The 15,444-nt window shown below is 73.3% G+C and carries 2 protein-coding genes and 1 pseudogene; all 3 read left to right on the plus strand.

The genetic code is table 11. From position 1 onward, the window contains the following. Positions 1-83: 83 nt before the first annotated feature. The 3 genes and pseudogenes from G6045_RS02125 to G6045_RS02135 all read left to right on the plus strand — a co-directional run bounded on the left by G6045_RS02125 (position 84) and on the right by G6045_RS02135 (position 15,442). The gene (locus G6045_RS02125) at positions 84-3,221 is read left to right on the plus strand and encodes a type I polyketide synthase (protein WP_165330003.1); all 3,138 of its coding nucleotides are present in this window, start codon (positions 84-86) and stop codon (positions 3,219-3,221) included. A gap of 54 nt (positions 3,222-3,275) precedes the next feature. Further along, positions 3,276-8,819, plus strand: a pseudogene (locus G6045_RS02130) (type I polyketide synthase); the annotation flags it as partial. A gap of 68 nt (positions 8,820-8,887) precedes the next feature. After that, positions 8,888-15,442 carry a type I polyketide synthase gene (locus G6045_RS02135; protein WP_456243466.1) on the plus strand — a complete coding sequence of 2,185 codons (6,555 nt, stop codon included), beginning with the start codon at positions 8,888-8,890 and terminating at the stop codon, positions 15,440-15,442. The last annotated feature ends 2 nt before the right edge of the window (positions 15,443-15,444 follow it).

Genomic DNA, 15,444 nt, shown 5'->3' on the forward strand with positions numbered 1-15,444 from the left:
CACCTGCTGCACCTGCCGCGTGGCGCGCCCGTCGCCCTTCGCCTGTACGAGCCGTGGACCGAAGAAGACCGGAAGGAAGAGCCATGAGTGGCGCAGCCGCCGATATTGCCGTGGTCGGGATGTCGTGCCGCTTTCCCGGTGTGCACGACCCGGACGGCTTCTGGCGTCTGCTGCGCGACGGGAAGTCGACCATCGGCACTTTCCCCGGGCAGCGGGCCGACGACGCCGACTCCCGGTACGCCGCGCATCCGGACGCGGCCACGCTCGGCTCGGGCTCGTTCTTCGACTCCGTCGACCTCTTCGACGAGGGGTTCTTCGGCATCGGTGCCGCGGAAGCGGCCGCCATGGACCCGGTGCAGCGGTTAGGACTCGAACTCGCCTGGGAGGCCGTCGAGAACGCACGCATCGCGGCGGGCGTCCTCGCGGGCCGCGAGGTCGACGTGGTGGTCGGCGCGGCCGCCTCCGGCTACGACCTGTTGCGCAAGCTGTCCGGCAGCGACCAGGACGACCACTACGCCGCGCTCGGCTCCAGCGGCGCGCTGATCGCGAACCGCATCTCGCACTTCCTCGACGTGCGCGGAATGAGCTTCAGCGCGGACTCGGGCCAGTCGTCCTCCCTCGTCTCATTGGCGCTGACCTGCGAGCGGATCCGGTCCGGCGCCGTCGACCTGGCGCTCGCCGGCGGTGTGCAACTGGTCGTCGACCCGGAGGCCGGGGCGGGTCTGGCGAATCTGGGCGCGCTGTCGCCCGACGGCCGCTGCTACCCGTTCGACGCACGGGCCAACGGCTTCACCCGGGGCGAGGGCGGGGCGTTCGTCCTGCTGAAGCGGGCCGATCTCGCGCTCGCCGACGGCGACCACATCCACGCGCTGATCCGCGGCTGGGGCGTGGCAAGCGCCGGCGCGAGCGCACGGATGCCGGACCCCAGCCCCACCGGACAGGCCGCCGCCGTACGGTCCGCCCTGCGCAGCGCCGGCATCGACTTCGACGAGGTCGACTACGTGGAGGCCCACGGCACCGGCACCCGGCTCGGCGACCCGGCCGAACTGTCGGGCCTGCGCCGGGTGTTCGGCCCCTCGGGCCGCACCCGCCCGCTGGCCGTCGGCTCGGTGAAGGCGAACGTCGGACATCTGGAGCCGGCCGCGGGCCTCGTCGGCTTCCTCAAGACCGTGCTCTGCGTGGAGCATGGCGAGCTCGTCCCCACCCCTGGCTTCACCACCGCCAACCCCGCCGTCGAGGACTTCCCGCGCGACTTCGAGGTCCTGCGCGCCACGCGCCCCTGGCCGGGCACCGCGCAGCGGCCGCGCCGGGCCGGGGTGTCGTCCATCGGCATGGGCGGCACCAATGCGCACGTCATCCTGGAACAGGCACCGACGCCGTACGAGACCCCGCACGACGCGGCTGATGACGCCACCGCCAGGCCGGACGCCCCCGTCGCATGGGTCCTGTCCGCGCGCTCGGAAGGCGCCCTGCGCGCACAGGCGTCGCGCCTGCGCGACCGGGTGGCCGCAGACGGATCCCTCTCGCAGGCCGACGTGGCGCATTCGCTGGTCACTACACGAACGGCCTTCGAGCACCGCGCCGTTGTCGTCGCCGACGACCGCGAAGAAGCCCTCGCGGGCCTGACGGACCTGGCCGCCGGCGACACCGGGACCCGCGTGCTCCGCGGCACGGCCACCGCACCCGCGGGCCCGGTCGTCCTCGTCTTCCCCGGCCAGGGCTCGCAGTGGGCCGGCATGGGCCGGCAGCTGTACGCGCAGTCGGAGGTCTTCGCCCGCTCGATCGACGCGTGCTCGCGCGCTCTCGAACCCTGGCAGGACTGGTCGCTCGTGGACCTGGTGACCGGCGCCGCATCGGCCCCGACGCTGGAGGACGGCGACAACGTCGTCCAGCCCGCGCTGTTCTCGATGATGGTGTCCCTGGCGCACCTGTGGCGCTCGCTCGGTGTGGTGCCCGACGCGGTGGTGGGCCACTCGCAGGGCGAGATCGCCGCGGCCTGCGTGGCCGGTGCGCTGAGCCTCGAGGACGCCGCACGTGTCGTCGCACTGCGCAGTCAGGCCCTGGCGCCGCTGGTCGGCGAGGGTGGGATGAGCGCCGTGGGCGCGTCGCAGCAGTGGGTCGAGGAGCGCCTGGTGCGCTGGGCGGGCCGGCTCTCGGTGGCGGTGGCCAACGGACCCGCCTCCGTGGTGATCTCCGGAGACCCGGGGGCCCTCGACGAGTTCGAGGCCGCGGCGCACGGCGAGGGGATCCGCGCGCGCCGCCTGAAGGTCGACTACGCGTCCCACTCCCACCACGTGGAACGCGTCCGCGACCAGGTGCTGCGGGCCGCCGAAGGGATCGCGCCCCGGTCGGCCGAGGTGGAGTTCCACTCCACGGTCACCGCAGCCCTGTTGGACACCCGCGCTCTCGACGCCTCCTACTGGTACTCCAATCTGCGCTCGACCGTTCGCTTCGGCGAGGTCATCGAACACCTCATGCGCGAACGCGGCGGCGTGTACGTCGAGGTGAGCCCGCACCCCATCCTCCAGATCGGCATGGAGGAGGCCGCCGACGCGCTGACCACCCCGCCCGCCGTCGTCTCCACCCTCAACCGGCAGGACGGGGGACTGGGGACGGTCCTGAGGTCGCTCGGCTCACTGCACGTACACGGGGTGCCGGTGGACTGGCACGCAGCGAACACCGCGACGGCCCCGAACACCGCGACGGCCCCGAACACCGAGCGGCGGCGCCGGATCGCCCTGCCGACCTACCCGTTCCAGCGCCGGCGCCACTGGCTCAAGGCGTCCGCGAGCTCCGGCGCCGCGCACGACGCGGCCGGGCAGCCCGGCACGGCCGGTGTCCGCGCCGCGGACCTCGACTCGGCGCAGGCGGTGCGCGCGCTGGTCTGCGCCGAGACGGCGGCACTCCTCGCGACCAGGGGCGCCGCGCTGAGCGGTGCGCAGATCCAGGCCCGGGCCGCGGAGACCTTCAAGTCCCTCGGCTTCGACTCCTCGATGGCCATCGACCTGCGCAACCGGCTGGGCGAGGCGGCCGCCCAACGCCTGCCCGCCACCGTCGCGTTCACCTACCCCACGCCGCAGCAGCTCGCCGACCACCTGTGGTCGCGGCTCGAGCCGGACCGGCCCGAGGCCGTCCCGGCCTTCGCGGACCCGGCCGGCCCGGTGCCGGCGGACAGCAGTGACGACGACCTGTACGCCCTGATCGACGGCGGATACGTATAGCCGCTCTTTCTTCCAAGCAACTGTTGAGGGAGGCCCCTGGTGGAGGAAGTGGACAAGCTCCGGTCCTACTTGCGGCGTGCGGTCGGCGACGCGCGGGAACTGCGCGAGCGGGTACGCGAGCTGGAGGAAGGTGCGCGCGAGCCGATCGCCGTCGTGGGCGTGGGGTGCCGCTTTCCCGGCGGGGTCTCCTCTCCCGAGGAGCTGTGGTCGCTCGTGTCCGGGGAGGTGGACGCGATGGGCGACTTCCCCACCGACCGCGGCTGGGACCTCGACGCCCTGTACGACCCGGACCCGGGGGCCCGCGGAAAGACGTACACGCGCACCGGTGGCTTCCTGCACGAACTGCCGGACTTCGACGCGGAGTTCTTCGGCATCAGCCCGCGCGAGGCGCTCGCCATGGATCCGCAGCAGCGGCTGATGCTCGAGACCACCTGGGAGGCGCTGGAGCGCGCGGGCATCGACCCGGCCACGCTGCGCGGCTCGCAGACGGGGGTGTTCACCGGCCTGTACGGCGTCGACTACGGGCCCCGGATGGGCGGCGGAGCAGCCGGTGAGACCGAGGGCTTCGGCATGACCGGCACCTACCTCAGCGTGGCCTCGGGCCGCGTGGCCTACTCCCTGGGTCTGCACGGACCGGCCGTCTCCACCGACACCGCGTGCTCGTCCTCGCTCGTCGCCATCCACCAGGCCGTACGGTCCCTGCGCTCGGGGGAGTCCACGCTGGCGCTCGCCGGCGGCGTGGCCACACTGCCCACCCCGGGGATGCTCGTCGAGATGTCCCGCCAGCGGGGCCTGTCCGAGGACGGCCGGTGCAAGGCGTTCGCGAACGCGGCCGACGGCACCGGGTTCTCCGAGGGCGCGGGCGTCCTGGTCCTGGAACGGCTCTCCGATGCGCGGCGCAACGGCCACCGGATCTGGGCGGTCATCCGCGGCTCGGCGATCAACCAGGACGGCGCCTCCAACGGCCTGTCCGCGCCGAACGAGCTGGCACAGCAGCGCGTCATCCGCGCGGCCCTTGCCGACGCCGGCCTCGCGGTCACCGACGTGGACGCCGTCGAGGCGCACGGGACCGGCACCCGGCTCGGCGACCCGCTGGAGGCGGAGGCGCTGCTCGCCACCTACGGGCAGGGCCGCGAAGGCCGGAGCCCGCTGTATCTGGGCTCGCTGAAGTCCAACATCGGTCACGCCCAGGCGGCCGCGGGCGTGGCCGGCACCATCAAAATGATCATGGCGATACGGAACGGCGTACTGCCGAGGACCCTGCACGTCGATCGGCCCTCCGAGCATGTCGACTGGTCGACCGGAGCGGTGGAGTTGCTCACCGCGGCCCGTCCGTGGGCCACACCCGAGGACCGGCCCCGGCGCGCGGGCATCTCCGCCTTCGGCATCAGCGGCACCAACGCGCACCTGATCCTGGAGGAGGCCCCCCAGGAGCCCGAGCCCGAGCCCGGCGACGCGCTTGACGACGGCCAACTCCCGTCCCGTACCAGCGCGGTGGTGCCCTGGGTCCTGTCCGCGCGCTCGAAAGGCGCGCTGCGGGCCCAGGCGCAGAAGCTGTACGACACCCTCGCGCACCACGGCGCGGCGGAGCTCGACCCCGCGGCCGTGGGCCGGGCGCTGGTGACCCGGCGGTCCCTGTTCGAGCACCGTCAGGTGGTCATCGGCGCCGACCGCGCCGCACTCCTGGAGCGGCTCGCCGCCGTCGCGGCCGGCGACGAACAGGCCACGGGCGGAGTCGTCCGCGGCCAGGCGGCACCGGTCGGCAAGACGGTGTTCGTCTTCCCCGGCCAGGGCGCCCAGTGGGTCGCGATGGGCCGCGAACTGTGGGAGACCTCCCCGGTCTTCGCCGAGCAGCTGCGAGCCTGCGAGGCCGCGCTCGCACCTCATGTCAGCTGGTCGCTGATCGACACCGTGTGCGGCGGGCCCGAAGCCGCCGACCTGGGGGACGTGGACGTCGTCCAGCCCGTCCTGTGGGCCGTGATGGTGTCCCTGGCACAGGTGTGGCGCTCCCTGGGCGTCACCCCGGACGCGGTCATCGGCCACTCCCAGGGCGAGATAGCCGCCGCCTACGTGGCCGGCGCTCTCACCTTGGAGGACGCCGCGAAGATCGTGGCCCTGCGCTCCCGTATTGCGATCGAGGTCGCCGGCAAGGGCACCATGGCGGGCATCCTGCTGCCCGAGGACCGCGTCCGCGAACGGCTCGCCCAGTGGCAGGGCCGGATCGGCATCGCCGCCCTGAACGGCCCCAACTCCACGACCGTCTCCGGGGAGACCGAGGCCGTCGAGGAGCTCGTCGAGATCCTCCAGGCCGAAGGCGTCCGGGCCCGTCTGATCAAGGTCAGCGTGCCCGCGCACTCCCCGCTGATGGACCGCTTCGACGGCCGCCTCCAGGCCGAGCTCGGCACCATCACACCGAAGCCCTCACCGGTGACGATCGTCTCCACGGTGACCGGCACCACGATCGACCCGCTGACGCTCGACACCGCGTACTGGTACCGCAATCTGCGTGAGCCCGTGCAGTTCGCGACCGCCATGCAGGGCCTGATCGAACAGCAGCCCGACAGCGCCGTGATCGAGATCAGCCCGCACCCGCTGCTCGTGATGACCATCCAGGAGATGTTCGACGCCACCGAGGGCGCCACCGGCTTCGCGGTCGGCTCGCTGCGCCGCGACGAGGGCGGCTTCGCGCGGCTGTACGAGTCGGCGGCCGAAGCCTTCACGGCAGGCGCCGACGTCGCCTGGCAGAAGGCGTTCGAGGGCGTGGACGACGCAGGCGTCGACCTGCCGACGTACGCCTTCCAACGCCGCCGGTACTGGCTGAACACCCCTGACGAGACCACCGCCGCGACCACCTCCGACCACCCGCTGCTGGACAGCGTCATCGACCTGCCCGACGACGCCGGGCGCACCAGCGTCGTGGGCAGCGCACGCCTGAGCCCGGAGCGTCACCCGTGGCTCGCCCAGCAGGTGGTGCACGGTGCCGTCCTGGTTCCGGCCGCGGTCCTCGCCGAGCTCGCGGCGTGGGCGGCGCACAAGACCGGCCGCGCCGCCGTCGGCGAACTCACCCTGCTCACGCCCCTCGTGCTCAGCCGCAGCGGCGAGCGCGAACTGCGCGTCGTGGCCGACGGTGAGGGCACGCTCGGTGTGTACTCGCGCGGCGACGGCGAGAGCGGGTGGACGCGCAACGCCGCCGGCGTCCTCACCGACGAGGCACCGGCACCGGGCGGCCTCGCCGTCTGGCCGCCCACGGACGCGACGGAAGTACCCGTGGCGGACGAATACGCCCGGCTCGCGCGCCTCGGCTTCGACCACGGCCCGCTCCTGCGCGGCCTCAAGGCCGCCTGGCGACAAGGCGACACCGTGTACGCCGAGGTGGAGCTCCCCGAGGACGGCGCGGCCCAGGGCGCCTTCGCCCTGCACCCGGCGCTGCTGCACGCCACGGTGCTTGCGGCGGGCCTCGGCACGTCCACCGGCGATGACGTGTCCCAGGGGCTGCTGCCCCAGCAGTACGAGGGCCTCACCCTGAACGTCGAACGGCCCCTGACCGCACTGCGCGTCCGGCTCGCCCCGGCGGGCGAGGAGGCGCTGTCCGTGACACTCGCGGACTCCGACGGCGCCGTCGTCGGCGCCGTCGACCGCCTCGTACTGCGGCCCGCGGACATCGCGCAGCTGACCGAGCTGAGCTTCGAGAGCCGGGACTCGCTGTTCCAGCTGGACTGGGAGCCCGTCACGACGGGCGCCGACGACAACACGTACGCGGTCGTGGGAGGAACCGATCCGGTCACCTCCGTCCTGGGCGCCGACCGGGCCGTCTACCCCGACCTCGGTGAACTCGCCGTCCTGAACGGGGACATACCCCGCTCCGTCCTCATCGCCGTCGCCCCCACCGACCCCGCCGACCTCACCGCCGCCACCGAACAGGCGGTACGCCAGGTGCTGCACTGGACGCAGACCTGGGTCGCGGACGAGCGCTTCGCCGACTCCCGTCTCGTCGTGGTGACCCGCAACGCCTTCCCCGACGAGCAGGGGGCGGGGCCCGACCCGGCGGCCGCCGCGGTGTGGGGCTTCGTGCGCAGCGCACAGACCGAGAACCCCGGCCGGTTCGTCCTCGTCGACATCGACGACGAGGACGCCTCCCTCGCCCAGGTCACGGCCGCGGCCACCACCGGCGAGGCCCAGCTCAAGATCCGGGCCGGCCGGCTCAGCACACCCCGACTGGCCTCGGTGGGAACCGACCCCGGCCTGCCGGTACCCGCCGAAGGCGCACCACTCGGCACGGGCACCGTCCTGATCACCGGCGGCACCGGAGGTCTGGGCGCATTGCTTGCCCACCACCTTGTCGCCCAGCACGGCGTACGCCGCCTGCTGCTGACCGGTAGGCGCGGCGGGAACGCCCCGGGCGTGGACGCCCTGCGTGCGGAACTGACCGAGGCCGGCGCCCATGTCGACTTCGCTGCCTGCGATGTGACGAGCCGTGAGTCGGTGGCCGCGCTGCTCGCCGCGGTGAGCACGGAGCATCCGCTGAGCGCGGTCGTGCACTGTGCGGGCATCCTGGACGACGGCGTCCTCGCGGCGCTGACCGAGGAGCGCGTGGACGCGGTGCTCGCACCCAAGGTCCGCGGCGCCTGGTATCTGCACGAGCTGACCCGGGACTTGGACCTGTCCGCGTTCGTCCTGTTCTCGTCGGTCGCGAGCGTGCTCGGCCTCGCGGGGCAGGCCAACTACGCGGCCGCCAATGCCTTCCTCAACGGCCTCGCCCAGGCCCGCCGGGCCGAAGGCCTGGCCGGACAGGCGCTGTGCTGGGGCTTTTGGGCCGAGCGCAGTGAGATGAGCGCCGGCCTCGGCGACAAGGACCTCGAGCGCATGCTGCGCCAGGGCGTGTCGCCGATGGCCTCGCAGGAGGGCCTCGCCCTGTTCGACGCGGCGCTCGCCTGCGGTGAGCCGGAGCTCGTTCCCGTACGCCTGAACCTGTCCTCGCTCGGCGAGTTGAGCTCGCCGCTGCTTCGCACCCTGTCCGGTGCCGGCGCGGACACCGGCGACGCGGCCCGGGAGCAAGGCGCTGACGCGGGACTGGCCGAACAGCTGAAGGAGCTGGACCGCGGTGAGGCCGAGGCAGCGCTCCTTCAGGCCGTACGGACGCAGACCGCGCTCGTGCTCGGGCACGCCGACGCCGCGCGGATCTCGCCCGGCGAGTCCTTCAAGAAACTCGGCATCGACTCGCTCACGGCGCTGGAACTGCGCAACAAACTCACGGCGGTCACCGGCCTGAAACTGCCCGCGACCCTCGTGTTCGACCACCCCACCCCGGCCGCCATCGCCCAGTTCCTGAGTGCGGCGATCGGCCCGCAGGAGGCGCCGCAGCCGGTGTCACCGCTCGCCCACCTGGCCAAGGAGATCGAGGGACTCGGTGGCCGCCTCGAGGAGGCCTTCCGCTCGCTCGACCAGGACGAGCAGGCAACCGTCTCCACGCTGCTGGGCGAACTGCAGGGCCGGGTGCGTTCGTTGACGGGCGCCGGGGCGCCGCAAGGGGTCGCCGACCAGATCAGTTCGGCCTCAGCGGGAGACCTGCTCGCGCTGCTCGACAAAGAGCTCGGCTAGGGGAGACCGGAAGAGCCATGACCAACGACAACAACGCCGAAGTTCTCGACTACCTCAAGCGGACCTCGATCGAGCTGCTCGAGACGCGCAAGCGTCTGCAGGAACTGACCGACGCCGCCGCCGAGCCGATCGCGGTCGTGGGCGTCGCCTGCCGCTTCCCGGGCGGTGTCACCTCGCCCGAGGAGCTGTGGGAGCTGGTGCACCAGGGCGCGGACGTCATGTCGGACTTCCCCGACGACCGCGGCTGGGACCTCGAGGCCCTGTTCGACCCGAACCGACCCGGTTCCTGTTCCACGCGCAAGGGCGGATTCCTGTACGACGCCGGGGAGTTCGACGCCGAGTTCTTCGGGATCAGCCCGCGTGAGGCCGCCGCCGCGGACCCTCAGCAGCGCCTGCTCCTGGAGACGTCGTGGGAGTCCCTTGAGCGTGCCGGCATCGACCCCGACTCCCTGCGCGGCAGTGACACCGGGGTGTTCGCGGGCCTGGCCTACTTCGGCTACGGCAACCACTTCGAGACCCCCGAGTCCATCGCGGGCTACGCGCAGATCGGCTCGCTCCTGAGCGTGGCCTCCGGCCGGGTCTCGTACGCCCTCGGCCTGGAGGGTCCCTCGCTGTCCACGGACACCGCGTGCTCGTCCTCACTGGTGGCGGTGCACCAGGCGGTGCAGTCGCTGCGCCAGAACGAGTGCTCCCTCGCGCTCGCCGGCGGCGTCACCGTCGTCGGCATGCCGCAGGTGTTCCGGGAGATGTCCAAGCTGCGCGGCCTGTCCGACGACGGCCGGTGCAAGGCGTTCGCGGACGCGGCCGACGGCACCGGATTCTCCGAGGGCGTCGGCGTGCTCGTGCTCGAGCGGCTCTCCGAGGCGCGCCGCAACGGCCGCCGCATCTGGGCGGTCATCCGCGGCTCGGCCATCAACCAGGACGGCGCCTCCAACGGACTGACCGCGCCGAGCGGTCCCGCGCAGCAGCGCGTCATCAAGGCCGCCCTGGCCAACGCCCGGCTGCAGCCGGGCGATGTGGACGCGGTGGAGGCGCATGGCACCGGTACGAAGCTGGGCGACCCCATCGAGGCAGGTGCGCTCCTGGCCACCTACGGGCAGGGGCGCGAGGACAGCAGCCCGCTGTGGCTGGGCTCGCTCAAGTCGAACATCGGCCACACCCAGGCCGCGGCGGGCGTCGCCGGCCTGATCAAGATGATCATGGCGATGGAGCACGGCGTCCTGCCGAAGACGCTGCACGTGGACCGCCCCTCCAGCCACGTGGACTGGTCGGCCGGCGCGGTCGAACTGCTCACCGAGGCCCGCGAGTGGGGCACGCAGGACGGCCGGCCGCGCCGGGCCGGAGTGTCGGCCTTCGGCGTCAGCGGCACCAACGCGCACGTCGTCCTGGAGCAGGCACCCGAGCCGGAACCCGAGCCCGAGGAAGAGCTCGAACCCCCGTACTGCGGAACCGATGTGGCGCCCTGGACGCCGTGGGTGCTGTCCGCGCGGTCGGTGCCCGCCCTGCGCGCCCAGGCGGCCAAGCTCCACGATTTCGCCACCACCGCCGCCGACCAGGACCTGGACCTCGCCGACGTCGGCTGGTCGCTGGCGGCGGGCCGCAGCGCCCTCGAACACCGCGCGGCGGTCCTCGGCCGTGACCGCGAGGAACTCCTCAGCGGGCTGAGCGCTCTCGCGGACGGTACGAACACCCCCGTCGTGGTCACCGCCACGGCCGCGGAAACGGCTGGCACGGTCTTCCTGTTCCCCGGCCAGGGCTCGCCCTGGGCCGGTGCGGCCCGCGAGCTGTACGACACCTACCCGGTGTTCGCCCGCAGCGTCGACGAGATCTGCGCCCGCTTCGACTCCCATGTGCCCTTCGCGCTGCGCGACCTCCTGCTCACCGACGAGCCGGACGGACGCGAGCGCACCGACATCGCGCAGGCGGCCCTGTTCACCCTGCAGGTCAGCCTGTACCGGCTGCTCACAGCCGTCTGCCCGCCGCCCGCCCGGCTCGTGGGCCACTCGGTCGGCGAGATCGCCGCCGCCCACGTCTCCGGCATCCTGGACCTGGACACCGCGACCCGGCTCGTGGCCGCCCGCGGACGCACCATGCAGAGCGTCACGGAACCCGGCGCGATGCTCGCCGTACGCACCGGTGAGGCCGGCATCGCCCCGCTGCTCGCCGAGTTCGACCGGGTCGGGCTCGCGGCGGTCAACGGCCCCGAGTCCGTTGTGGTCTCGGGCCTGCGCGAGCAGGTCCATGCGATCCGTGACCGGCTCGTCGACGCGGGCACCTCCGCGAAGCTGCTCCCGGTCGAGCACGCCTTCCACTCCCCGCTCATGGACCCGATCCTGGACGAGTTCGCGGCGGCGCTCGGCACCCTGCCCCCGGGCGAGATGGCCGTGCCCATCGTCTCGACCAGGCTGGGCCGCGAGGTCACGGCGCAGGAGCTGTCCTTTGCCGCGTACTGGATCGGCCATGTCCGCGAACCGGTGCGCTACCACGACGCGGTGGAGTGCGCCCGCGCCCTGGGAGCGAACATCTTCGTCGAGGTGGGCCCGGGCGCCACCCTCACCGGCCTCACCAAGGACGCCTTCGCCGCACAGGACGTCACCGACGCCGTGGTCCTGCCCGCGGCCCGGCGCGACCGCCCGGCCGCGCAGGCCCTGCTCGGCGCCCTGGCCGAACTCCACGTACGGGGCGCCTCGGTGGACTTCGCCGCCGTGTTCGGCAAGCGGCGCCGAGTCGACCTGCCCACCTACGCCTTCCAGCACCAGCACTACTGGCTGGACTTCCTGGCCGAACAGGAGTCGGCGGACGTCGCCTCCGCGGGCCTCGCCGACCCCGCACACCCGATGCTCGGAGCGCTGGTCGAGCACCCCGGCACCGGCGAAGCCGTCCTCACCGGCCTGTGGTCGCTGCGCACCCACGGCTGGCTCGCCGACCACACCGTGTTCGGTGAGACCGTCGTCCCCGCCACCGCCCTGATGGACCTGGCGCTGTCAGCCGGCGCGCACGTCGCATGCACCGCCCTGGAGGAACTCACCCTCGAAGTCCCCTTGATCCTGCCCGAGTCGGGCGACGTCCAGGTCCGTGTCGTCGTCGGCGCCGCCGACGACCGGGCCCGCCGCAGCCTCGACGTCTATGCCCGCCCGGTCGGCACGGACGACGAACCGGGCAACTGGCTGCGTCACGCCATGGGCACCCTCGCCCCGGGCGACTCCGAGACCCGGGACGACTCCACGGCCTCGGCCGCGTGGCCGCCCGCCGGGGCCGAGCGGCTCGCCTTCGACACCCTCTACGACCACTTCGCCGACGCCGGCTTCGACTACGGCCCGGCCTTCCGCGGGCTGCGCGAGGTCTGGCGCCACGGTGACGACCTCTTCGCCCTCGCCACGCTTCCGCAGGACGCCGAGGCCCCGGCCGACGGGTTCGTGCTGCACCCGGCGCTCATGGACACCGTCCTGCACGCCTCGATCGTCGGCGGCTTCATCGAAGTGACCGGAGACCAGGGCCGGATGCCCTTCGCCTGGTCCGGAGTCGAACCTTCCGGGCGCGCGGCGGGCACCACCGTACGGGTGCGCCTGCGCCGCACCGGCGAGGACCGCATCTCCCTGGCCGTCGCCGACGAGCACGGCGCGCACCTAGCCACGGTCGCGGCCCTCACCTTCCGGCCGGCCGTCGCCGCACAGGTCCGCTCGGCCCGCGGCGGCCAGGCACTTCCGCTGTACGAGGTGCGGTGGCGGCCGTACGAGAGCGACGCGGCCTTCGACGGGAGCCTCGCCGTCCTCGGCACCGCTGCGGGCTCGGCCGCCCGGGTGCTCGCCGCAGGCGGCGACCGCGCCGCACTGCACGCCTCGCTGGACGCGGTGCCCACGACGAACGCGCCCAGTCACCTCGTTCTGTGCCTGGACGACTTGGTGCCCGCCGACGCCGACGTGCTCACCGCGGTCGCCGCAGCGGACACGTACGTGCTCGAACGTGTCCAGGAGTTCCTCACCGAACCCGCCTTCGACGCCACCACCTTGGTGGTCGTGACCCGCCTCGCCCAGGACACCGGCGGGGGCGAGCGCCTCGCCTCCCTGCCCGGCGCGTCCGTGTGGGGCCTGATCCGCAGCGCCCAGATCGAGCACCCTGGCCGCTTCCGGCTCGTCGACCTCGACGACGCCGAGAGCTCCTGGGCCCGGCTGCCCGACGCCCTCGCCGCCGACGAGCCCCAACTGGCCCTGCGCGAGGGCGAGGTGAGCGTGCCGCGCCTGGCCGTGGCCGCCCCCGACGAGCAGCGCATCGAGCCCCCCGCGTCCGGCGCCCACCGGCTCGGCATCCCCACCAGGGGCACCCTGGAGAACCTGACCTGGGTGGAGTGCCCCGAGGTCGAGGCGCCCCTGAGCGCCGGGCAGGTGCGGATCGCCGTACAGGCCGCGGGTCTCAACTTCCGCGATGTGACGATCGCGTTGGGCCTCATCGACGAGACCGCCATCGACGCCGGGCTCGGCAGCGAAGGCGCCGGCATCGTGCTCGATGTGGCCGACGACGTGACGGACCTGGCCCCGGGCGACCGGGTCACCGGCATCTTCTCCGGCGCGTTCGGCCGTACCGCGATCGCGGACCACCGCATGCTCGTGCCGGTACCCGACGGGTGGAGCTTCGCGCAGGCCGCGTCCATGCCGTGCACCTTCCTCACCGCGTACCACGGACTGCTGCGTGTGGCCGGTCTTGCGAAGGGCCAACGCGTCCTCATCCACGCGGCCGCCGGCGGCGTCGGCATGGCCGCCGTGCGGATCGCCCAGCACCTCGGAGCCGAGGTGTACGCCACCGCGAGCCCCGCCAAGTGGCCCGCGCTCAAGGCGCTCGGCATCGACGAGAGCCACCTCGCGTCCTCGCGCGACCTCGACTTCGCGGAGAAGTTCCGCGCCGCGACCGGCGGGCGCGGCATGGACGTCGTCCTCAACTCCCTTGCCCACAAGTTCGTCGACGCCTCCCTGACACTGCTGCCCGGCGGCGGGCACTTCGTCGAGATGGGCAAGACCGACATCCGCGACCCCGAGCAGGTGGCCGCGGACCACCCTGGCGTCCACTACGAGGCCTTCGACCTGTACGCGACCGGCCCGGACGCCCTCCAGGACATGTTCCGGGCCGTCATGGAGCTGTTCGCCGACGGCCACATCGAGCTCAACCCGCTCACGGTGTCCGACATCCGCGACGCCCGCCGCACCTTCCGCGAGATGAGCCAGGGCCGGCACGTCGGCAAGCTGGTCCTGGAGATCGGCGGCGGCTTCGGTGGCGGCACCGTACTGGTGACCGGCGCCACCGGGGGAGTGGGCTCGATCGTCGCCCGGCACCTGGTCGCCGAACATGGCGTACGCAGCCTGTTGCTGGCCAGTCGTTCCGGTCCCGACGCCGAGGGCGCGGACCGGCTCGCCGCCGATCTGCGGGCCGCGGGAGCACAGGTGCGGGTTGTGGCCTGCGACGTCGCCGACCGCGACGCCGTGGCCCGGCTGCTCGCCTGTGTGCCCGGCGACCATCCGCTCACCGCGGTGGTGCACGCGGCCGGCGTCCTGGCCGACGGCACACTCGAGACGCTGACCTCGCACAGCATCGGCCAAGCGCTCGCGGCCAAGGCGGGCGGCGCCCTGCACCTGCACGAACTGACGCGCGGGCACGCCCTGTCGGCGTTCATCCAGTTCTCCGCATACGCGGGCCAGATCGGCAATGGCGGCCAGGCCGCCTACACCGCCGCCAACACCTTCCTGGACGCCCTGGCCGTCCAGCGCCGCGCCGACGGGCTGCCCGCCCGCTCGCTGGCCTGGGGATGGTGGTCCGAGAGCGGAGGCATGGCCGACGAGCTCGCGGCGGCCGACCTGTCGCGGCTGCGCCGCCTCGGCATCGCCCCGATGACGAACGCCGACGCACTGGCGCTGTTCGACGCGGCGTACGCGCACGGCAGTCCCGCGCTGGTCCCGGCCCGCGTCGACCTCACGCCCCTGCGGAACAGGCCCGCGGAGGAACTGCCGTCACTGCTACGGGACTTGGCCGCATCGGCCCGCCCCCGGCGCGCCAAGGCGACCACGTCCAAGGACTCCGCGCCGGCGGGCCTCGCCGAACGGCTGGCGGCCCTGCCGGCCGACGAGGCGGGCCAGGTGCTCCTGGAGTGGATGAGCGAGCAGGTCGCCGTCGTACTCGGCCACGCATCCGGTGCGGGCATCGACGTCGACCAGCAGTTCACCCAGCTCGGCTTCGACTCGCTGACCGCCGTCGAACTCTGCAACCTGCTGGCCGCGTCGACCGGCCTGCGCCTGGCCTCCACCCTCGTCTTCAGCTATCCGACACCGCGCGAACTCGCCGAGCACCTGTCGGGTCTGCTGCGCCCGGCGACCGAACCGGCCGCCGCGGACGAGGCGGCGGGCGAGGCCGACGAGGCGCACCTGCGCGAGCTGCTGAGCACGGTGTCGGTCGAAAGCCTGCGCGGCGCGGGCCTGTTGGAGCAGGTCCTCGCACTGGCAGGACCGGACGGAACCGGCGACCGGGCCGCACCGCACGGATCCGCCGCCCTGACCGCACCGGCCGAGGCGGCCCTCGCGGACGAACTGTCGGACCTGGACCTGGATTCCCTGGTCGAGCTGGCTCTGGAGGACAACTGATG

It is taken from the genome of Streptomyces mesophilus (genome assembly GCF_011044995.1).
In the GTDB taxonomy this organism is placed as follows: domain Bacteria; phylum Actinomycetota; class Actinomycetes; order Streptomycetales; family Streptomycetaceae; genus Streptomyces; species Streptomyces mesophilus.

Coding starts and splice junctions, on each gene's coding strand:
- G6045_RS02125 (WP_165330003.1), top strand. CDS start 84: ATGAGTGGCGCAGCCGCCGATATTGCCGTGGTCGGGATGTCGTGCCGC.